20 protein-coding genes and 2 rRNA genes are annotated in these 19778 nt (G+C 72.6%); 1 reads left to right on the top strand and 21 read right to left on the bottom strand.

Going from position 1 to position 19778, the window contains the following annotated elements; translation table 11 throughout:
• Position 1: 1 nt before the first annotated feature.
• The 18 genes from BM223_RS12625 to BM223_RS12540 all read right to left on the bottom strand — a co-directional run bounded on the left by BM223_RS12625 (position 2) and on the right by BM223_RS12540 (position 17338).
• Positions 2–406, bottom strand: a complete 405-nt coding sequence (locus BM223_RS12625) for a VOC family protein (RefSeq protein WP_038678719.1) — start codon at positions 404–406, stop codon at positions 2–4.
• Positions 387–1226 carry a helix-turn-helix domain-containing protein gene (locus BM223_RS12620; RefSeq protein WP_038678717.1) on the bottom strand — a complete coding sequence of 280 codons (840 nt, stop codon included), beginning with the start codon at positions 1224–1226 and terminating at the stop codon, positions 387–389. The genes BM223_RS12625 and BM223_RS12620 overlap by 20 nt, the downstream gene beginning before the upstream one ends.
• Positions 1227–1241: 15 nt before the next feature.
• Entirely contained in the window at positions 1242–1994 is a 753-nt protein-coding gene (locus BM223_RS12615) for a pseudouridine synthase (RefSeq protein WP_038678714.1), read from the bottom strand.
• Entirely contained in the window at positions 1984–2616 is a 633-nt protein-coding gene (scpB, locus tag BM223_RS12610) for an SMC-Scp complex subunit ScpB (RefSeq protein ID WP_038678712.1), read from the bottom strand. Before scpB ends, BM223_RS12615 begins: the two co-directional genes overlap by 11 nt.
• Positions 2609–3472 (bottom strand): segregation and condensation protein A, encoded by an 864-nt coding sequence (locus tag BM223_RS12605; protein ID WP_038678709.1) that lies wholly within the window; start codon positions 3470–3472, stop codon positions 2609–2611. Before BM223_RS12605 ends, scpB begins: the two co-directional genes overlap by 8 nt.
• Positions 3465–3830: a hypothetical protein gene (locus BM223_RS12600; protein WP_038678708.1), complete on the bottom strand. Its 366-nt coding sequence runs from the start codon at positions 3828–3830 to the stop codon at positions 3465–3467. The genes BM223_RS12605 and BM223_RS12600 overlap by 8 nt, the downstream gene beginning before the upstream one ends.
• Positions 3815–4789: a ParA family protein gene (locus BM223_RS12595; protein WP_174823541.1), complete on the bottom strand. Its 975-nt coding sequence runs from the start codon at positions 4787–4789 to the stop codon at positions 3815–3817. The genes BM223_RS12600 and BM223_RS12595 overlap by 16 nt, the downstream gene beginning before the upstream one ends.
• Before the next feature lie 148 nt (positions 4790–4937).
• Positions 4938–7448 (bottom strand): DEAD/DEAH box helicase, encoded by a 2511-nt coding sequence (locus BM223_RS12590; RefSeq protein ID WP_052138561.1) that lies wholly within the window; start codon positions 7446–7448, stop codon positions 4938–4940.
• On the bottom strand, positions 7441–8400 hold the full coding sequence (locus BM223_RS12585; RefSeq protein WP_174823542.1) for a site-specific tyrosine recombinase XerD: 960 nt from the start codon (positions 8398–8400) through the stop codon (positions 7441–7443). Before BM223_RS12585 ends, BM223_RS12590 begins: the two co-directional genes overlap by 8 nt.
• A 13-nt stretch (positions 8401–8413) precedes the next feature.
• Positions 8414–9529: an alanine dehydrogenase gene (gene ald, locus BM223_RS12580; RefSeq protein WP_038678702.1), complete on the bottom strand. Its 1116-nt coding sequence runs from the start codon at positions 9527–9529 to the stop codon at positions 8414–8416.
• Positions 9530–9665: 136 nt separating this feature from the next.
• The gene (locus BM223_RS12575; protein WP_075018607.1) at positions 9666–10154 is read right to left on the bottom strand and encodes an Lrp/AsnC family transcriptional regulator; all 489 of its coding nucleotides are present in this window, start codon (positions 10152–10154) and stop codon (positions 9666–9668) included.
• Entirely contained in the window at positions 10147–10743 is a 597-nt protein-coding gene (locus BM223_RS12570; RefSeq protein ID WP_038678700.1) for an NUDIX domain-containing protein, read from the bottom strand. The genes BM223_RS12575 and BM223_RS12570 overlap by 8 nt, the downstream gene beginning before the upstream one ends.
• 10 nt (positions 10744–10753) lie before the next feature.
• Positions 10754–12463, bottom strand: a complete 1710-nt coding sequence (locus BM223_RS12565) for a CTP synthase (protein WP_038684288.1) — start codon at positions 12461–12463, stop codon at positions 10754–10756.
• Between the two features lie 33 nt (positions 12464–12496).
• Positions 12497–14245: a DNA repair protein RecN gene (gene recN / locus BM223_RS12560; RefSeq protein ID WP_052138557.1), complete on the bottom strand. Its 1749-nt coding sequence runs from the start codon at positions 14243–14245 to the stop codon at positions 12497–12499.
• Positions 14242–15225, bottom strand: a complete 984-nt coding sequence (locus BM223_RS12555) for an NAD kinase (protein WP_052138555.1) — start codon at positions 15223–15225, stop codon at positions 14242–14244. Before BM223_RS12555 ends, recN begins: the two co-directional genes overlap by 4 nt.
• Entirely contained in the window at positions 15222–16055 is an 834-nt protein-coding gene (locus BM223_RS12550; protein WP_038678697.1) for a TlyA family RNA methyltransferase, read from the bottom strand. The genes BM223_RS12555 and BM223_RS12550 overlap by 4 nt, the downstream gene beginning before the upstream one ends.
• Positions 16055–16267 (bottom strand): hypothetical protein, encoded by a 213-nt coding sequence (locus BM223_RS12545; RefSeq protein ID WP_052138553.1) that lies wholly within the window; start codon positions 16265–16267, stop codon positions 16055–16057. The genes BM223_RS12550 and BM223_RS12545 overlap by 1 nt, the downstream gene beginning before the upstream one ends.
• A gap of 9 nt (positions 16268–16276) precedes the next feature.
• The gene (locus tag BM223_RS12540) at positions 16277–17338 is read right to left on the bottom strand and encodes an HAD-IIA family hydrolase (protein WP_038684282.1); all 1062 of its coding nucleotides are present in this window, start codon (positions 17336–17338) and stop codon (positions 16277–16279) included.
• Between the two features lie 50 nt (positions 17339–17388).
• Here BM223_RS12540 and BM223_RS12535 point away from each other — a divergent pair, with 50 nt between their 5' ends.
• Positions 17389–18546 (top strand): DUF1015 family protein, encoded by a 1158-nt coding sequence (locus BM223_RS12535; protein ID WP_052138551.1) that lies wholly within the window; start codon positions 17389–17391, stop codon positions 18544–18546.
• On the opposite strand, the gene BM223_RS12530 is transcribed toward BM223_RS12535, so the two are convergent.
• From BM223_RS12530 to BM223_RS12520, 3 genes are all read right to left on the bottom strand, one after another.
• Entirely contained in the window at positions 18506–18874 is a 369-nt protein-coding gene (locus BM223_RS12530) for a single-stranded DNA-binding protein (protein ID WP_038678695.1), read from the bottom strand. The two genes, BM223_RS12535 and BM223_RS12530, sit on opposite strands and share 41 nt — an antisense overlap.
• 309 nt (positions 18875–19183) lie before the next feature.
• A 5S ribosomal RNA gene (gene rrf / locus BM223_RS12525) occupies positions 19184–19300 on the bottom strand.
• Positions 19301–19491: 191 nt separating this feature from the next.
• A 23S ribosomal RNA gene (locus BM223_RS12520) occupies positions 19492–19778 on the bottom strand; the annotation flags it as partial.

Here is a 19778-nt window from a genome sequence, read left to right as displayed (position 1 = left end):
CTCAGCCGCCCGGCTGGTAGGACCCGAACGACCAGTGGTTGCCCTCGGGGTCGCGCACGCTGCCGCCGCGGCCGCCGTAGTCCTGGTCGACCATCGCGCGCTGCACCGTGGCGCCTGCCGCGACCGCGGCGTCGAAGACGGCGTCGGGGTCGTCGGTGACGAGGTAGGCCGCGCCGTGGCCGGCCGGCTGCAACGGGCTCTCGTCCCGCACGGCGCCGAACATCAGCCCGCCACCGCCTGGCCACAGCCACTCGGCGTGGACGACGGTGCCGGACTCGTCGCGGTGCGTCGCGTGCTCGACGAAGCCGATCGCCCCCAGCCACGCGGTCATCGCGTCGACGTCGCGGAACTGGAGGGCCGGCCAGAGCCGGACGGTCGCTGCCTGGTCACTCGTGCTCGTGGTCATGACCCGAGCCTGCTCCCCCGGCGGCGGCGCGGTCTTGAACGAACGGGAACTCCTCGCGCAGCCAGGTCGTCGGCGTGCAGCCCGCCAGCGCGCGCCACTCGCGGGTCAGGTGGGCCTGGTCGCTGTAGCCGCACACCGTCGCGACCTCGGCCAGCGGCCGGACGCCGAGCAGCCGGCGCGCCGCCTCGAACCGGGCCACCCGCTGGAACGCCTTGGGCGAGAGCCCGCACTCGGCCTGCACGAGGCTGGAGAGCCGGCGCCGGCTGAAGCCGACGTCGGCGGCGACGTCGGTGACCCGCGCCCCCGAGGTGAGCAGGCCCAGCGCTCGCGCGACCTCCGCACGCGGCGCGGGGTCGCCGGCCCGTGCGGCGAGCGCCGCGAGGGTCCGGTCGACGAGGGCCACCCGGGCGGCCCAGGACGGCGTGCCGTGCAGCCGCTCCGGCAGCTCGCGCAGCGCACGCGGGACGACGTCCGCCTCGTCGAGATCGGTCAGCGCACCCGCCAGGTCGGCCGCCGGGCGCCCGAGCAGGACCCGCGCGCCCTCGACCGTCAGCGCGAGCTGGACGCCGCGCTGGGTCCCCGTGTGGTGGATGGCCGCCGGGGCGGTGTGCAGCCCGGAGAGCGACGCCCAGCCGGCGTGCAGCGTGTCCTCACGCCCGGCCCACGACACCCGGATCGGCTCGTCGAGCGGCAGCACGAAGGTGAGCGTGGTCGACGGCAGGCCGCGGTGGACGCCGGGCCCGCCGAAGTCGACGTCATAGGGGATCCGGGAGACGACGTAGCGCCGCAGGGCGGGCGGCACCGCGGAGACCGGGATCACCCACCCACGGTAGGTCTAGAGACCGACCAGCTCCAGCAGCGTGCCGAGCTCGTCGTCGGAGAGCTCGCGCAGCGTGCCGCTGCGGAGCGTGCCGAGCTCGATCGGGCCGAACCTCGTGCGGCTCAGCTGGCGCACCGGGTGGCCCACCTGGTCGAGCAGGCGGCGCACGATCCGGTTGCGGCCCTCGTGGATGACCAGCTCGACGATCGACTTGTCGGCCGCGGTGGCGAGGATCCGGGCGCGGCGCACCTGGACCGGGCCGTCGTCGAGGGTGACCCCGGCGAGCAGGTCGGCGAGCGTCGCCTTGTCGAGGCGGCCGGCGACCTCGGCGACGTAGGTCTTCTCGACCTCGAACGACGGGTGCGCCATGCGGTGCGCGAACTCGCCGTCGTTGGTGAGCAGGAGCAGGCCGGAGGTGTCGGTGTCGAGCCGGCCGACGTGGAAGAGCCGCTCGGCGCGGTCGGCGACGAGGTCGGTCAGCGTGGGCCGGCCCTGCGGGTCGGACATCGTGGAGACCACCCCGCGCGGCTTGTTGAGCACCAGGTAGACGTGGTCGGAGATCGGCGGCAGCCGCTTGCCGGACACCTTGATCACCGCGGTGCGCGGGTCGACCTTCGTGCCGAGCCGGGTGACGACCTCGCCGTCGACCTCCACCTCGCCGGCGAGCATGAGCTCCTCGCAGCGGCGGCGCGAGGCCACGCCGGACTGGGCGAGCAGCTTCTGCAGGCGGATCTGGCCGTCGTCGTCGACGGCGATCTCACGCGTCATCAGGGGTGTCCTCGTTCTGGTCGTCGGGCTGCGGCTCGGGGGTCGGCGTCGGCGCGAGCTCCTCCTCGACCTCGGCCAGGTCGGGCAGGTGCGGGGCCAGGTCGGGCAGCTCGTCGAGCGAGACGATGCCGATCCGCTCCAGGAAGTACGACGTCGTGCGGTAGAGCGTGGCCCCGTGCTCGCCGTCCTGCCCGGCCTCCTCGACCAGGCCGCGGTTGAGCAGGGTGCGCATCACGCCGTCGACGTTGACGCCGCGCACCGCCGAGACCCGGGCCCGCGAGACGGGCTGCTGGTAGGCGACGACGGCGAGCGTCTCGAGCGCGGCCTGGGTGAGCCGGGCCTGCTGGCCCTCGAGCACGAACGCCTCGACGACGGGCGCGAACTCGTCGCGCGTGGAGTAGCGCCAGCCGCCGGCGACGTTGCGCAGCTCGAAGCCGCGGCCCTGCTCGTCGTACTCGGCAGCGAGGGCGCCGAGCGCCGCGACCACCTCGGGGGCCGGGTAGCCGACCGCGGTGGCGAGCGCGAGCTCGTCCAGCGGCTGGTCGGCGACCATGAGCACCGCCTCGAGCGCGGGGCGCAGCTCGAGGAGCGGGGCGCCGGGCTCGTCGGTCTCTTCAGTCATCGCTCGGTGTCTCCTCCGGGGGCGGGACCGCCCCGTCGAACTCGTCGGTGATCAGGTCGTCCACGTCGACCGCCTCGTCGCCGGTCCAGCGCACGGTGAGCTCGCCCAGCGGCGTCATCTGGTCGAAGCCGATCACCCCCTCGCGGAACAGCTCGAGCAGCGAGAGGAAGCGGGCCACCGTGGTCAGCGTGTCCGGCGAGTCGCCGCACAGCGCGCGGAAGGTCATCGTCCCACTCCGGCGCAGCCGGTCGACCACGATGGCGGCCTGCTCGCGCACGCTCACCGTCGGCGCGTGGATGTGGTGCAGGGTCAGCTCGAGCTCGGGCTTGGGCGTCATCGCCTTGGCCGCGAGCGCAGCGAACTGCTCCAGGCCGATGCCGATGAGCACCTCGGGCAGCAGCCCGGCGAAGCGCTCCTCGAGACCGACCGCGCGCGGGTAGCGCCGCGCCTCGGCCTGGAGCCGCCGGTCGAGGACGGCCGCGACCTGCTTGTAGGCCTTGTACTGCAGCAGCCGCGCGAAGAGCAGATCGCGCGCCTCGAGCAGGGCCAGGTCCTCCTCGTCCTCGACGTCGCCGGCCGGCAGCAGCCGCGCGGCCTTGAGGTCGAGCAGGGTCGCGGCGACGAGGAGGAACGACGTCGTCTCCTCGAGGTCGCTGTCGGGGAGGTTCTTGACGTGCGCGATGAACTCGTCGGTGACCTTCGAGAGCGCGATCTCGGTGACGTCGAGCTTGTGCTTGGAGATCAGGCTCAGCAGCAGGTCGAAGGGGCCGTCGAAGTTCGCCAGGTGCACCTGGAAGCCGCCCGTGGCCCCGGTCTCGTCGACCGGGGCCTCGGGCACGGCGGCGTCGTCACTCACGCAGGCGCCTGACCAGCGCGGAGCTCTCTCCTTCGGTCTCGAGCTCACCGAGGACCAGGTGCAGCGCCTCGCGGACGAGGCGGCCGCGGTCGACGGCCAGGCCGTGCTCGCCCCGCAGGGTGAGCCGGGCCTGCTCCAGCTCCATCAGCTCGGCGGAGGTGACGTAGACCGTGATCTTCTCGTCGTGCCGGATCCGGCCGCTGGGGGCCTTCGGGGGCTCCTCCTCGGGCGCGGGCGCGACCGGTTCGGGGGCATCGGGGACGGCGCGGACCTTCCCCCGGCGCGCCGTCGGCTCCTCGTTGTCAGCGGTCGGCCGGAAGAGGTCGTCCGCGGCAGGCAGGCTCACACGTCGGGGCACCGCAGCGCCACCTCCTTCGCGAGCTGCCGGTACGCCTCCGCTCCACTCGACCCGGAGGCGTACGACGTGATCGGCTCGCCTGCGACGGTGGAGTCGGAGAACTTCACGGTGCGGCGGATGACCGTGTGGAAGACCTGGTCGCCCCAGGCCTGGACCAGGCGCTCGAGCACCTCGCGGCCGTGGAGCGTGCGGCCGTCGTACATGGTGCCGAGGACGCCGTCGACCTCGAGGTTCGGGTTGAGGCGCTGCTTGACCTTGTCGATGGTCGCCTTGAGCAGCGCGACCCCGCGCAGCGCGAAGTACTCGCACTCCAGCGGCACGATGACGCCGTGCGAGGCGGTCAGCGCGTTGACCGTCAGCAGGCCCAGCGAGGGCTGGCAGTCGATGAGGATCACGTCGTACTCGGCGATGGCGGGCGCCAGCACGCGCTGCAGGGTCTGCTCGCGGGCGACCTCGTGGACCAGCTGCACCTCGGCGGCCGACAGGTCGATGTTGGAGGGCAGCAGGTCCATGCCGGGCACACCCGAGGGGACGACGACCTCGTCGAGGCGCGTCTCGGGGTCCATCAGCAGGTTGTAGACGGTCAGCTCCATCTCGTGCGGGTTGAGCCCGAGGCCCACCGAGAGCGAGCCCTGCGGGTCGAAGTCGACCAGCAGCACCTTGCGGCCGAACTCGGCCAGCGCGGCACCCAGGTTGATCGTGGTCGTCGTCTTGCCGACGCCGCCCTTCTGGTTGCACATCGAGATCACGCGCGCGTTGCCGTGCTGGACGACCGGCTTCGGGTCGGGCAGCACGGGCATCGGGCGCCCGGTCGGGCCGAGGTCGCCGGACACGGTCTGCACCGAGACGCGGCTGGGCTCCGGCTCGCGCTCCGGAACCGGGAACTGCAGGGTCATCGCATCCTCCGTCCCCAGCGGGACGTCGTTGCCGGGCGTCGGGATCGGTGCCCGCGGCGGCATGTCCGGCGCGCTGGATCCTCCGTAGATTCCACCGACCATGGTGGCTCACCTCACGTGTGTTGTGGTCGGGCTCCTTCCCCAGAGCCCGTGACCCCTCCATCCAACAATGTCGACACGGCGACATTCTGGAGGCGCGCCGCAGCGTTCGTCAGTCGGTGAGCGAGCGCACGTCGACCGTCCGGACGACGGCCTCCCCCGCCTCGTCGCTGGCCGCGAGGTCGACGTCGGCGACGATCACCCAGTCGTGGTTGCCGTCCGGGTCGTGCAGCGTCTGGGTCGCCTCCCACGTGCCGCCCGGCCGCTTCTCGACCGTGAGCAGCACCGGGCCGCGCGCGTCGGCGTCGGTGAGCAGCCGGTCGTGCTCGGTGAAGTAGGCCTCGAGCGCGGCGTCCCACTCCTTCTCGCCGTAGTCGCCGCCCGCGTCGAGCGCGGCCAGGCCGGGGACGTCGTCGCGGGCGAACAGCTCGACCCGGCGCCACATCGCGTTGCGCACCATGACGTCGAAGACCCGGCCCTGCTGGCTGAGCGGACGCGGCGGTGGCGGGGGCGCGTGGTGGCTGACCTCGCGCGAGGCGTGCGCGGGGTCGTTGAGCGCCTCCCACTCGTCGAGCAGCGAGGAGTCGACCTGGCGCACGGTCTCGCCCAGCCAGTCGACGAGGAGCTCCAGCTCCTCGCTCCGGAAGGACGCCGGCACGGTCTGGCGCAGCGCCCGGTAGGCGTCGGTCAGGTAGCGCAGCACCAGTCCCTCGGAGCGCGCCACCTGGTAGCGCGAGACGAGGTCGGTGAACCCCATGCCCTGCTCCCACATCTCGCGCACGACCGACTTGGGCGCGAGCGCGTCCGGCGAGAGCCAGGGGTGGCGCTCGCGGTAGGTCTCGAAGAGCGGTTCGAGCAGGTCGCTCAGCGGCTCGGGCCAGGTGATGTCCTCGACGAGGGTCATCCGCTCGTCGTACTCGACGCCGTCGGCCTTGAGCGCCGCGATCGCCTCGCCGCGCGCCTGGTGGCGCTGGGCCATGAGCAGGGGGCGGGGTGCCTCGAGCGTGGCCTCGACGACCGAGACCACGTCGAGCATGAACGTCTCGCTGTCGGGGTCGAGCACGTCGAGCACCGCGAGCGCGAAGTGCGAGAGCGGCTGGTTGAGCGCGAAGTCCACCGGGAGCGCCTCGGTGAGCACGTAGCGCCGGCCGAACGCGTCGACCTCGTCGAGCCGGGTCAGCACCTCGGAGGTGACCAGGCTGCGGGCCAGCCGGACCGCGCGCTTGGCCAGGCGCAGCTGGCTGCGCCGCTCCTCGTGGTTGTCCATGAGCAGCCGCCGCATCACTGGGAACGCGTCCTCCTCGCGGGACAGGACGTTGACCAGCATCGCGTTGTCGACCTTCATCTGCGACTTGAGCGGGTCGGGCTTGCCGGCCACCAGCTTCTCGAAGGTCTGCTCGCTCCACACGACCGTGCCCTCGGGCGGCTTGCGCAGCTGGGGCTTGGACTTCTTCTTGGGGTTGGCGGCGTTCTTGGCCTCGGACTTGGCCTTGGCCTTCTCGTTGTCGATCACGTGCTCGGGCGCCTGGACGACGACGTACCCGGCCGTGTCGAAGCCGGCCCGGCCCGCACGCCCGGCGATCTGGAGGAACTCGCGCGTGCGCAGCACCCGCTGCCGCGACCCGTCGAACTTGGCCAGCCCGGTGAACAGCACGGTGCGGATCGGCACGTTGATGCCGACGCCGAGCGTGTCGGTGCCGCAGATGACGGTGAGCAGGCCGGCCTGCGCGAGCTGCTCGACCAGGCGCCGGTAGCGCGGCAGCATGCCCGCGTGGTGGACGCCGATCCCCTGCCGCAGCAGCTTGTTGAGCGACTGGCCGAAGCCGGCAGCGAAGCGGACCCCGGCGATCCTCTCGGCGATCTGCTCCTTGCGGTCCTTGGGCAGCACGGTGTCCAGGCGCCCCGGCCCGCTGAGCAGCGACACCGCGTGCTCGACCGCGGCGGCCTGGGTGAAGTGGACGACGTACACGGGGCCCTGGCCGGTGGTGACGAGCTCCTCGAGCTTCTCCCCCATCGGTTCCAGCGACCAGGTGAAGTCGAGCGGCACCGGGCGCTCGGCGTCGTCGACGATCGTGGTCTCGCGGCCGTTGCGGCGGGTCAGGTCGGCGCCGAGCTCGGTGGTGTCGCCGAGCGTGGCCGACATGAGCAGGAACTGCGCCTGGGGCAGCTCGATGAGCGGCACCTGCCAGGCCCAGCCGCGGCCCGGCTCGCCGTAGAAGTGGAACTCGTCCATCACGACCATGCCCACGTCGGCGGCCGAGCCCTCGCGCAGCGCGATGTTGGCCAGCACCTCGGCGGTGCAGCAGATGATGGGCGCGTCGGCGTTGACCGCGACGTCGCCGGTGAGCATGCCGACGTCCGCCGCGCCGAACACCTCGACCAGGTCGAAGAACTTCTCGCTGACCAGCGCCTTGATCGGCGCGGTGTAGAACGTCACCCGGTCGTCGGCGATCGCACCCATCGCGGCGGCCATCGCCACCAGCGACTTGCCCGACCCCGTCGGCGTCGCGAGCACGACGTTGTCGCCGGCGAGCAGCGCCAGGATCGCGTCCTCCTGGTGCGGGTAGAGCGTGAGCCCCTGGCTCTCGGCGTGCTCCAGGATGCGGTCGTAGGCGTCAGCCATGGCGGGCCCTCGGGTGCGCGGTCGCGAAGACCTCACGCAGGTTGTCGACGGTGACGAGCGTGTAGACCTGCGTCGTGGTGACCGACGCGTGGCCCAGCAGCTCCTGGACCACCCGGACGTCGGCGCCGCCGTCGAGCAGGTGCGTGGCGAACGAGTGGCGCAGGGTGTGCGGCGAGACGTCGCGGGTGACGCCGGCACGCTCGGCGGCCTTGACCAGCACCGCCCACGCCGACTGGCGGCTCAGCCGGCCGCCGCGCGAGTTGAGGAACAGCGCGCCACCGCTGGTCGAGCCGGTCGAGACCCCGACCAGCGCCGGCCGCCCCCGCACCAGGTACGCCGCCAGCGCGGCCCGCGCGTACGAGCCGACCGGAACCAGCCGCTCCTTGCCGCCCTTGCCGCGCAGCAGCACGGTGGCGTCGGCCTGGTCGAGCTCGGGGACGGCGAGGTGGCTGACGTCGTCGACGTCGAGGCCGACCGCCTCGGAGATCCGCGCCCCCGTGCCGTAGAGGACCTCCAGCAGCGCCCGATCGCGCAGCGCGAGCGGGGTGTCGGCAGCGCCGGCCGCCTCGAGGATCGCCTCGACGTCGGCCAGCGGCAGCGCCTTGGGCAGCCGCTTGGCCGGGCTCGGCGGCTTGACCCCCGCGGCCGGGTCGACCGCGGCGAGCCCGTCGGCGACAGCGAACTTGTGGAAGCCGCGCACCGCGACCACCGTGCGGGCCGCGCTCGACGCGCTCAGCGGCGGGTGGTCGGCGTCGCCCTCGCGCAGCCGCATCAGGAACTCGGTGACGGTCGCCTCGGTGACCTGGTCGAGCGAGGTGATCCCCTCGGCCGCCAGGTGCGCGCGGTAGCGCCGCAGGTCGCGCCGGTAGGACGTCAGCGTGTTGACCGCGAGCCCCTTCTCGACGGACAGGTGGTCGAGATAGGTGCGGACCGCCCGATCCACCGCACCTATCGCACTCACCCGGTCAGGCTAGCGCCTCCGCGGTCGGCACCGACGCGATCCCCGTGGCCTCGCCGACGGGGGCGTTGGTCAGCAGGCCGGCGTGGGTGTTGAGGCCCAGCGCGAGACTGGCGTCGGCCCGGCAGGCCTCGCGCCATCCCTTGTCGGCCAGCGCGACGGCGTACGGCAGCGTGGCGTTGGTCAGCGCGTAGGTCGACGTGTTCGGAACCGCACCCGGCATGTTCGCCACGCAGTAGAACGTCGAGCCGTGCACCTGGTAGGTCGGGTCGGCATGCGTGGTCGGGTGCGTGTCCTCGAAGCAGCCACCCTGGTCGACCGCGATGTCGACGAGCACCGAGCCGGGCTTCATCCGCGAGACGAGGTCGTTGGAGACCAGCTTCGGCGCCGCCGCGCCGGGGATCAGCACCGCACCGATGACCAGGTCGGCCTCCATGACCTGCTGCTCGAGGGTCAGCTTCGACGAGGCCAGGCCGTGCACCCGGTTGTTGTAGCGCCAGAACGACATCCGCAGCTTGTCGAGGTCGGTGTCGAGCAGCGTGACGTCCGCCCCCATGCCGAGCGCGATGTTGGCCGCGTTCTGGCCGGAGACGCCGGCACCGATGATGACGACCTTGGCGTTGGCGACGCCGCCCACACCGCCCATGAGCACGCCGCGGCCGCCCTGGGCCTTCATCAGCGAGTAGGCGCCGACCTGGGGCGCCAGGCAGCCGGCCACCTCGGACATCGGGTAGAGCAGCGGCAGCGCGCCCGAGGGCAGCTGCACGGTCTCGTAGGCGATCGCGGTCACCTTGCGGGCGACGAGCTCTTCGGTCAGCACCTTGTCGGCGGCCAGGTGGAGGTAGGTGAAGAGCACCTGCCCCTCCCGCATCCGGTGGTACTCCTCGGCCACCGGCTCCTTGACCTTGAGGACCATCTCGGCGCTGCCCCACACCGCGTCGGCGTCGGGCAGGATCGTCGCGCCGGCCGCGACGTAGTCGTCGTCGGTGATCGAGGAGCCGACGCCGGCCCCCGTCTGGACCACGACCTCGTGGCCGTGCGCCACCAGCTCGTGCACCCCGATCGGCGTGATCGCCACCCGGTACTCGTGGTTCTTGACTTCCTTGGGCACGCCGACGCGCATGGGCATCCCTCCTGGTCATGGAATCCGTGGCGGATTCCCCTGTGGAGAGAAATCATGAAGATCAGTCGGCGCCACCGCTAGACACGCCAGCGAAAATTCGCGCGGCGCGCGGAAACCCGGATCGGATCGTCGGTGATCAGGCCTGCGCCGGGCGCTGCGCCGAAGCCTGTGCGGCGACCTGGTTGCCGCGCAGGTGCTCGAAGATCAGGCTGGTCTCGGTCATCGCGACGTCCTTGGTCCCGCTGAGGTGGTGGAGGACGAACTCGCGCAGCTCCTCGGAGCCGGCGGTCGCGACGTGGATGAGGAAGTCGTCGGCGCCTGCCAGGAAGTAGACGTTGAGCACCTCGGGCAGCGTCGACATCGCGTGCGCGAAGGCGCTCAGCTCGCCGCGCGCGTGGGGCCGCAGCCGGACCGAGATCATCGCCTGGAGCGGACGGCCGATGCTCGCCTGGTCGATCTCGGCGTGCGCGCCGCGGATCACCCCGCGCTCGAAGAGGGCCCGCACCCGGCCGTGGCAGGTCGAGGGCGCGATGCCGACCCGGGCCGCCAGCACGTTGTTGGCCAGCCGGGCGTCGTCGCGGAGCTCGCGGACGATGGCGGCGTCGATCGGGTCGAGCTCAACCATGCCGCGCCTCGCGATCGCGACGCACCTGCAGCGCGAGCACCGCCTGGACGACGGGCCCGTCGGCGACGTCGCCGGCGAGGATCGCGTCGACCAGCTCGGCGAACGGCACCCAGAGGACCTCGAGGTCGGCCTCCTCGTGGCGCAGCTCGAAGTCGCCGCGGTCGGCCTCGCTCAGCTCCTCGGCCAGGTAGTAGTGGATCCGCTCGGCCGAGTAGCCCGGCGAGCTCCACGTCGAGAGCAGGTGGGTCCACCGCTCGGCCGCGAGCGCCGCCTCCTCGCGCAGCTCGCGGCGGGCGACCTCCTCGGGGTCCTCCCCCGGGTGGTCGCACACCCCGGCGGGCAGCTCGACCAGCCGGTGCTGCGCGGGGTGTCGGTACTGGCGCAGGCACAGCACCCGGTCGTCGGCGTCGATCGCCAGGATCACCGCCGCGCCCGGGTGCTCGACCACGAGCCGCCGGAAGTCGCCCTCGTCGTCGGCGCCGGGACGTCGTACCTGGTCCGAGCGCAGGGCGAGCACCCAGCCGTCGCGGTGCAGGTCGGTGCGCGAGTCCACCGGCCAGACCTCGGGGGTGTCCCTCAGGTCGGTCACGGCCGGCCCGTCACTCGTCGTCGGTCGGCTCGGCGTGGAGGCCGGAGTCGTCGATCTCGAGGCGCGTCTCGCGCTGCCGGGCGATCGCGGCGCCGACCAGGCCCGCGAACAGCGGGTGCGGCCGGGTCGGCCGCGAGCGGAGCTCGGGGTGCGCCTGGGTGCCGACGTAGTAGGGGTGGACGTCGCGGGGCAGCTCGACGAACTCGACCAGGTCGAGCTCGGTGTTGAGCCCGGAGAAGACCAGGCCGGCCTCCTCGAGCTGGCTGCGGTAGGCGTTGTTGACCTCGTAGCGGTGGCGGTGCCGCTCCTCGATCACCTCGGCGCCGTAGACCTCGCGCGCGATCGTGCCGGCCTTGAGCTGGGCCGGGTAGAGGCCCAGCCGCATGGTGCCGCCCAGGTCGCCGGCGCCCTCGACGATGGACTTCTGCTCCTCCATCGTGGCGATGACCGGCTCCGGGGTGTCCGGGTCGAACTCGGTGGAGCCGGCCTTGGTCAGTCCCAGCTCGGTCCGGGCGTACTCGATGACCATCGACTGCAGGCCCAGGCACAGGCCGAGCGTCGGAATGCCGTGGTGCCGGGCGTAGGTGAGCGCACCGAGCTTGCCCTCGAGGCCGCGGATGCCGAAGCCACCCGGGACGCAGATCCCGTCGACGTCGGCGAGGTGCTTGGTCGCGCCGGCCGGGGTCTCGCACTCGTCGGAGGCGACCCAGCGCAGGTTGACCTTGGCCTCGTGCGCGAAGCCGCCGGCGCGCAGCGCCTCGGTCACCGAGAGGTAGGCGTCGTGCAGGTCGATGTACTTGCCGACCAGCGCGATCGTCACCTCCTCCTTGGGGTGGTGCACGCGGCGCAGCAGGTCGTCCCAGACGGTCCAGTCGACGTCGCGGAAGGGCAGGTTGAGCCGGCGCACGACGTAGGCGTCGAGGCCCTGGCGGTGCAGCACCTTGGGGATGTCGTAGATGGACGGCGCGTCGGCAGCGGTGACGACCGCGTCCTGGTCGACGTCGCACATCAGCGAGATCTTCTTCTTGATGCTCTCGGGCAGCTCGCGGTCGGCGCGGCAGACCACGGCGTCGGGCTGGATGCCGACCTGGCGCAGCGCGGCGACCGAGTGCTGGGTCGGCTTGGTCTTCAGCTCGCCCGAGGGGCCGATGAACGGCACCAGCGAGACGTGGAGGAAGAAGACGTTGTCGCGGCCGATGTCGTGGCGCACCTGGCGCGCGGCCTCGAGGAACGGGAGCGACTCGATGTCGCCGACCGTGCCGCCGATCTCGGTGATCACCACGTCGACGACCTCGTCGCCGTAGCCCATGGCGAGGATCCGGTCCTTGATCTCGTTGGTGATGTGCGGGATCACCTGGACCGTGTCACCGAGGTACTCGCCCTTGCGCTCCTTGGCGATGACCGAGGAGTAGACCTGCCCGGTCGTCACGTTGGCGATCTGGTTGAGGTCGGTGTCGAGGAAGCGCTCGTAGTGCCCGATGTCGAGGTCGGTCTCGGCGCCGTCGTTGGTGACGAACACCTCGCCGTGCTGGAACGGGTTCATCGTCCCGGGGTCGACGTTGAGGTACGGATCGAGCTTCTGCATCGTCACCCGCAGGCCGCGCGAGCGCAGCAGCCGGCCGAGGCTGGAGGCGGTCAGGCCCTTGCCCAGCGAGGAGGCGACGCCTCCGGTGACGAAGACGTGCTTTGCCTGTCGATTCGAACCACTACCCGGCGCCATGTTCACGGGATTCCATCCTACTACTCGAAGACCTCAACCGTTACGTCGCCGCGCCAGGTCGAGCAGCTCGCGTGCGTGCGCGAGTGCCGTGTCGGACTCGGCGAGGCCGGCCAGCATCCGGGAGAGCTCCCGTTCGCGGGCCGCGTCGTCGAGCGTGACCAGGCCTGAGCTGGTCACCGTGCCGTCGCTGGACTTCTCGACCAGCACGTGCCGGTCGGCGAAGGCGGCCACCTGCGGCAGGTGGGTGACCACGAGCACCTGGGCGTCGTCGGCGAGCGTCGCCAGCCGGCGCCCGATCTCGACCGCCGCCGCGCCGCCGACCCCCGAGTCGACCTCGTCGAAGACGAACGTCGGCACCGGGCTGGTGCCCGCCAGGCAGACCTCGACGGCCAGCATCACCCGGGAGAGCTCACCGCCCGAGGCGCCCTTGTGGAGCGGACGGGGATCGGAGCCGGTGTTGGCCGCGAGCAGGAACTCGACCTCGTCGAGGCCGCTGCGCCCGAACCGGACCCAGCGCTCCCCCACCTGGAGCAGGTCGGCCGGCGGGTGCGCGGGATCGGCCGGCGCGTCGGCCGCGCGCGGCGCGACCCGGATGGTCACCACCGCGTGCGGCATCGCCAGCAGGGTCAGCTCGTCGGAGACCGCCGTGCCCAGCTTGCTCGCCGCCTTGACCCGGGCCTCGGTGAGCTCGGCACCCACCGTGGCCAGCTCGGCCCGGAGCGTGGCGGCCCGGGCCGCCAGCTCACGGATGCGGTCGTCGGTGGAGTCGAGGTCGAGCAGGCGCAGCGCGGACTGCTCGGCCCAGGCGAGCACCTCGTCGACCGTGTCGCCGTACTTGCGGGTGAGGGCGACGAGCGCCGCGCGCCGCTCGGAGACCGCCGCCAGGCGGTGCGGGTCGGTGTCGATCCGGGAGGCGTACGACGCCACGTCGGCCGCCACGTCGGAGAGCAGGTAGCTGACCTCGCTCACCCGGTCGGCCAGCTCGGCCACCGCGGGATCGTGGTCGCGGACCCCGTCGAGCAGCCCCCGGGCCGCGGCGACCGCGGCCATCGCGTCGGGTGAGCCGAGCTCGCTCGACAGCGCCTCGCGCGCCTGCTCGGCAGCACCGCGCAGCGTGTCGGCGTGGCCGAGCCGGGCCTCCTCGGCCGCGAGCTCGGCGTCCTCGCCGGGCTGCGGCGCGACCGCCGCCACCTCGTCGACGCCGAACCGGAGCAGGTCGGCCTCGCGGGCCCGCTCGCGCGCGGTCGCGGTGACCTCGGCGAGGTCGCGCTCGGTGGTGACGAGCTGGTCGTGGACCTTGGCGTACTTCGCGAGCAGCTTGTCGAGCTTGCCGAACCGGTCGAGCGCCTGGCGCTGGGTCTGCGGCTTGAGCAGCCGGTGCTGGTCGGACTGGCCGTGCACCGCCACCAGCGGCTCGGCGATCTCGGCCAGCGTGGCGATCGGGACAGACGCGCCGCCCGCGAACGCCCGAGAGCGCCCCTCGGCGCTCACGTTGCGCGCCAGCACCACGCCGTCGTCGTCGGCCTCGCCGCCGGCCTCCTCGACCGCGGCGACCAGCCGGGGCAGCGCCTTCGTCGCGACCAGCCCCTCGACCCGCGCCTGCTTGGCGCCCGCCCGGACCGCACCACTGTCGGCGCGCCCGCCCAGCAGCAGGCCGAGCGCGGTGACCACCATCGTCTTGCCGGCACCGGTCTCACCGGTGATCACGGTCAGGCCCGGCCCGAGCTCGAGCGTGGAGGAGTCGATGACTCCCAGCGAGCTGATCCGCAGCTCCTCGATCATGCGTCCTCCCCTCGGGCTCGTCGTTCTTGTCGTCGTTGCTCGGCCGCCCCGCGCCAGCCCTCGACCGAGAGGCCGAACTTGGCGACCAGGCGGTCGGTGAACGGCGCCTGGTGCAGCCGCACCAGGCGGACCGGCCGCAGCCCCCGGCTCACCTCGATGCGAGCGCCGGGCGGCAGGTCGACGCTGCGTCGTCCGTCGCACCACAGCACCCCGGAGCCCTGGTTGCCCTGGAGCACCTCGATCGCGATCACCGACGACGGCGCCACCACCATCGGCCGCGAGAACAGCGCGTGCGCGCTCAGCGGCACGATGCACAGCGCCTCGACCTGCGGCCACACGATGGGGCCCCCGGCGCTGAAGTTGTAGGCGGTCGACCCCGTCGGCGTCGCGCACACCACTCCGTCGCAGCCCCACCGGGACAGCGGCCGGCTGTCGACCTCGACCACCACCTCGAGCATCCGCTCGCGGGCCGCCTTCTCGACGCTCGCCTCGTTGACCGCGAACGTCGCGTAGACCAGCTCGCCGTCGACGAACGCCCGGACGTCGAGGGTCAGCCGGTCCTCGGTCGTGTAGCGCTGCTGGACGATCGCGTCGATCGTCGCCGCGACGTCCTCGTGCTCGGCCTCGGCGAGGAACCCGACGTGCCCGAGGTTGACCCCCAGCACCGGCGTCGAGCGCTCGTGGGTCACCTCGGCCGCGCGCAGGATGCTGCCGTCGCCACCGATCACCACCGTCAGCTCGCAGCCGTGGCTCGCGTCGCTCTCGGAGTCGGTCAGCTCGACCCGCGGCACGTAGTCCTCAGGCTCCAGCTCGAGGTCGTCGGCCTCGTGCCGCAGCAGCCGGACCACGATGCCGTGCCCGGTCAGCTCCTTGACGAACGACCGGGCCACGTCCCGCGCCTCGGACCGGCCGGTGTGGGCGAGGACGAGCACCCGCCGAGGCGTGGTCGCCGGCGTCGCGCTCGTCCCTGGGGTCGTCATGGACTCACCCTCTCATCCACCCCCGACGTTCCGCGCCGGACGACCTCCGCCATGGACTCGTCGTCCAGGGCCGGCGGCCCCTTCCGCAGCCAGAGGAAGAACTCCACGTTGCCCGACGGCCCCGGCAGCGGGCTCACCGTCACCGCCCGCGCACCCCACCCGCGCTCGGCCGCCGCGTGCGCCACGCCCAGCACCGTCTCGACCCACAGCTCGGGATCGCGGACCACCCCGCCCTTCCCGAGCCGGTCCTTGCCCACCTCGAACTGCGGCTTGACCATGAGCGCCAGGTCGCCGTCGTCCTTCGTGACGCCGAGGAGCGCGTCGAGGACCAGGCGCAGCGAGATGAACGACAGGTCGCCCACCACCACGTCCACCGGTCCCCCGATGTCGTCGGTCGTCAGGGTCCGGACGTTCGTCCGGTCGTGGACCGTCACCCGCTCGTGCTGCTGCAGCGACCAGTGCAGCTGCCCGTACCCGACGTCGACCGCCACCACCTCGTCCGCCCCCGCCCGCAGCAGGACGTCGGTGAACCCGCCCGTCGACGCCCCCGCATCGAGGCAGCGCCGCCCCTGGACCGCCAGCCCGAGCGGCGCGAACGCCGCCAGCGCCCCCACCAGCTTGTGCGCCCCGCGCGAGACGTAGTCCGGACCGTGCTCGCCCTCGCGCACCACGATCGCCACGTCGGTCGTCACCCCCGTGGCCGCCTTGGAGGCCACCGCGCCCCCCACCTTCACCCGCCCGTCGGCGATCAGCTGCGCCGCCCGCTCCCGGGACGGCGCCAGCCCGCGGCGGACCAGCTCCGCGTCGAGCCGGAGTCGTCGCGGCGGCACTACGGCGTGACGGCCGGCGTCGGACCCGATGCCGGGGCCGGGGCCGGGGCCGGCGGGTGGTCGAGGGTGCGCCGGAGCTCGGCGTGCGCCTCCTCGAGGACTCCCGCGTGCTCCTCGAGCGGGCGCCGGTCGAGGCCGGCGACGAGGTCGAGCACACGGTCGACAGCGTCGATGCCGGTCGGCGTGGGCGCCGGAACAGGTACCTCGGTCATGCTGCGAGGCTACCGCGCCGGCCGCTCCCGCCCGGGGACCCGGAGCCCGGCGATGTCCACCACCGCGCCCGTCGTGTCGAGGTGGTGCCAGGCGGTCGCCGCGGCCACCCGCCACCAGTCCGCCTCGTCCGGCTCGGTGGGCTCGGTGGGCTCGATCTGCAGGCGGCCGTCGCGGACCGAGCCCGCCCAGCCGCCCAGGACCCAGCGCTCCCCGTCGCCCGCCGGTGCGGGGTGGGCGGTGGTCAGGCCGGCGAGGTCCGGGGACAGGTAGGTCGGGCGCAGCGCCGGCCCGGCCGCGACCAGCTCGGCCAGCCCGGTCACGCCGGTCAGGACCAGGAGCGAGTCGATCCCCGCGTTCCGGGCACCCTCGATGTCGGTGTCGAGCCGGTCGCCCACCATGAGGGGACGGCTCCCGCCGACCCGGCGGATCGTCTCGTCGAGCAGGGGCCGGGACGGCTTGCCGGCGACCTCGGGTGTGACCCCGGTGAAGCGGCTGAGCATGTCCACGAGGACGCCGTGGCCCGGCGCGACGCCGTACGGGGTCGGGATGGTGTGGTCGGTGTTGCTCGCCACCCAGGGCAGACCGTCCCGGATCCGGACCGCCACCCGCATCAGGTCACCCCAGCGCAGGTCGGGGCCGTACCCGCTCGCCACCGCGTCCGCCCCGTCGTCACCAGCGCCGCCGTCCTCGCCGGCCTCGCCGCCGGCGACGCCCAGCGGCACCAGGCCGGCCTCATCGAGTGCCGCCCGGAGACCGTCGGCGCCCAGGCAGAGGATCCGGGCGCCGGCGCCGAACCGGTCCCGGAGGACGCGTGCGGCCGCCTGGGCGCTGGTCACGACGTCGTCTGGGGCGGCCTTCACGCCGAGCGCGGTGAGGTGCTCGGCGACGGCGTCCGGCGGGCGGGAGGCGTTGTTGGTGATGAAGGCGACCCGCATCCCCGCGTCGCGCGCCCGGCCCACGTGCTCCGCGGCACCCTGGACCGCGTCCGGGCCGACGTAGACCACGCCGTCGAGGTCGAGCATCGCCAGGTCGTAGACGTGGGCGAGCGGCTGGCTGGATGTGAGCAACACGAGCACCACCTTGCCAGCCGCCCCGCCCACGGGCTCCGTACGATGCCCTGATGGACGCAACGACCCTCGTGACGCCGCCGTACGTCGCGGGTCCGCTGCGCCTCGAGCCGTTCGCGGCGCTCATGCTCACGCCCAACCGGGTCGGCAACCCGAGCACCGGACGCGCCTTCGCACGGCCGTACAAGGACGTCTCGGCGCGCCTCCTGCGCTGGCAGGCACGAGGCTTCGTCCGTGCGGACCAGGAGCCGGCGCTCTACCTCCACGAGTACAGCTCGGCCGGGATGACCGTGCGCGGCCTCGTCGGCGCTCTCGACGTCTCGCGCCGCGCCGCACGGGCCGAGGACCGGGCCATCCTGCCGCACGAGGGCATCCACCCCGCCCAGGCCGACGACCTCGCCGACCGGATGGAGGAGATGCAGCTCAATCCCGCGCCGATCCTCCTCGTCCACCAGGGGACCGCGCCGCTGCGCGACCTCCACGACAAGGTCGCCGCCGGCGAACCCGCCCACGCCTTCAGCGACCGTGGTGGCCAGGAGCACCGGATCTGGGCCATCCGGGACGCCGCCAGCCTGGCCACGATCGCCGAGCAGCTTGCGGACAGCCAGGCGCTCATCGCCGACGGGCACCACCGCTACGCCGCCTACCTCCGCCTGCAGCGGCGTCTGGCCGGGACACCTGCCCAGGGGACGCGGCCGCCGACTGACCTCGGGCTCGCCATGCTCGTCGACCAGGAGGCGACCCCGTTGTTCCTCGGGCCGATCCACCGCACCCTGAGCGGCACCTCGCTCGACGACCTCCGGGATGCCGCCGAGTCGCTCGGGCTCGACTACCGGCTGCACACCCAGGCCGACGCCGTCGCTGCGCTCTCGGCCCAGCGGCTGGCAGCCACCGACGGTGAGCGGTGGGCGGTGATCACGCTCGGGATCGGCCCGGACGAGGCCGCGGTCGAGGCGCTGCACCGCCGCATCCTGCCCGCGCTCCCCCACGGCCCGACGTCGATCGCCTACCACCACACGGTCGACGACGCGCTCGGCGGCGCGCGTCCCGAGGCCATCTCGGTGCTCATGCCGGCGCCGTCGGTCGAGCTGGTGCTCCGCGTGGCCGCCGCCGACCGGCTGCTCCCGGAGAAGGCCACCTCGTTCCAGCCCAAGCCGAGCCTCGGCGTGCTCATCCGCTCGCTCCGCGACGCGTCCGTCGCGCCGAGCTGACCTCGACCTCCACCCGCGAGGCCGTGCGCTCGCCGGCCTTGAAGAAGCGCCGACGCAGCTCCCCCTCGACCCGCACCTGGTCGCCGGCCCGCCAGCCCCGCATCGACCGGCGCACCTTGGGCGTCCACGCCACCAGGTCGATGACGTCGACTGACGCCCCGCGCCGTCCGGAGGCCAGCACCCGCACATCGGCTCGCGGCACGATCAGCCGACAGCTGCACAGCCGGTCCCCGCTCGCCAGCTCACGTTCCGCGGGCTCCCCCGCGACCCGGCCGCTGAGCGCGACGTTGTTGTTGCTGGCCTCTTCTGACGCGACGTCGACCGACATGTCGCCACCTGCTTCCCGAGAGCATCGGTGACGAGCCACCCTGGCTCGTCCTCGGGACCATGCTCGTCGCCCCACGCCGCCGCGCGAAGAACCGCCCTTCCGCCCTGGGGACAACACCGCCCAGGACCGCACCTGGGGACGATTCCCGGACAGTCGTGCGACAGAAGGGACCACCGGCAAACGTCCGGCCAGACGGGGACGCACGTCCAGCCGGTCGGGAACACACGTCCAGCCCGCCGAGGAACGGGCGAAAAGCACCGAAAAAGCACTCAGGGCCAGCACGTGAGTGCTGGCCCTGAGCCAATGTATGTCCGGCGGCGTCCTACTCTCCCACAGCCTCTCGGTTGCAGTACCATCGGCGCTGGCAGGCTTAACTTCCGGGTTCGGGATGGGACCGGGTGTTTCCCTGCCGCTATGGCCGCCGTAACTCTATGAACCCCTGTACGCGCCTCAGGTCACCGTCACGGGAGTGTTCTCGTGGGGTGGCCCGACGCTGGTCGGGGTTGGTCTTCATCGTGGACGCGCAGCACATGCAGACCCGTGGGTCTGTGTGTTGTTCCGTGACACCACCACCCACCCTGTCGGGGGGTGTGTTGTTGGGTGTGTTGGGGGTTTGTTGTGGCAAGTCTTCGGCCTATTAGTACCGGTCGGCTGGGCATTGCTGCTGTACACCTCCGGCCTATCAACCCAATCATCTTTTGGGGGCCTTAACCCACAAGGGGTGGGAAACCTCATCTTGAAACGTGCTTCCCGCTTAGATGCGTTCAGCGGTTATCACTTCCGAACGTAGCCAACCAGCCATGCACCTGGCGGTACAACTGGCACACCAGAGGTTCGTCCATCCCGGTCCTCTCGTACTAGGGACAGCCTTTCTCAAGTTTCCTACGCGCGCGGCGGATAGGGA

Origin of the sequence: Pimelobacter simplex (assembly GCF_900114845.1) — a bacterium.
GTDB lineage: Bacteria > Actinomycetota > Actinomycetes > Propionibacteriales > Nocardioidaceae > Nocardioides > Nocardioides simplex.
This window is presented reverse-complemented; position numbering and strand designations above follow the sequence as displayed.

Bases quoted from the DNA above. Each gene is read 5' to 3' on its own strand.
- BM223_RS12625 (WP_038678719.1), bottom strand. From the start codon at position 406: ATGACCACGAGCACGAGTGACCAGGCAGCGACCGTCCGGCTCTGGCCG.
- BM223_RS12615 (WP_038678714.1), bottom strand. From the start codon at position 1,994: ATGACGCGTGAGATCGCCGTCGACGACGACGGCCAGATCCGCCTGCAG.
- scpB (WP_038678712.1), bottom strand. From the start codon at position 2,616: ATGACTGAAGAGACCGACGAGCCCGGCGCCCCGCTCCTCGAGCTGCGC.
- BM223_RS12595 (WP_174823541.1), bottom strand. From the start codon at position 4,789: ATGCCGCCGCGGGCACCGATCCCGACGCCCGGCAACGACGTCCCGCTG.
- BM223_RS12590 (WP_052138561.1), bottom strand. From the start codon at position 7,448: ATGGCTGACGCCTACGACCGCATCCTGGAGCACGCCGAGAGCCAGGGG.
- ald (WP_038678702.1), bottom strand. From the start codon at position 9,529: ATGCGCGTCGGCGTGCCCAAGGAAGTCAAGAACCACGAGTACCGGGTG.
- BM223_RS12575 (WP_075018607.1), bottom strand. From the start codon at position 10,154: ATGGTTGAGCTCGACCCGATCGACGCCGCCATCGTCCGCGAGCTCCGC.
- BM223_RS12565 (WP_038684288.1), bottom strand. From the start codon at position 12,463: ATGGCGCCGGGTAGTGGTTCGAATCGACAGGCAAAGCACGTCTTCGTC.
- recN (WP_052138557.1), bottom strand. From the start codon at position 14,245: ATGATCGAGGAGCTGCGGATCAGCTCGCTGGGAGTCATCGACTCCTCC.
- BM223_RS12555 (WP_052138555.1), bottom strand. From the start codon at position 15,225: ATGACGACCCCAGGGACGAGCGCGACGCCGGCGACCACGCCTCGGCGG.
- BM223_RS12545 (WP_052138553.1), bottom strand. From the start codon at position 16,267: ATGACCGAGGTACCTGTTCCGGCGCCCACGCCGACCGGCATCGACGCT.
- BM223_RS12535 (WP_052138551.1), top strand. From the start codon at position 17,389: ATGGACGCAACGACCCTCGTGACGCCGCCGTACGTCGCGGGTCCGCTG.
- BM223_RS12530 (WP_038678695.1), bottom strand. From the start codon at position 18,874: ATGTCGGTCGACGTCGCGTCAGAAGAGGCCAGCAACAACAACGTCGCG.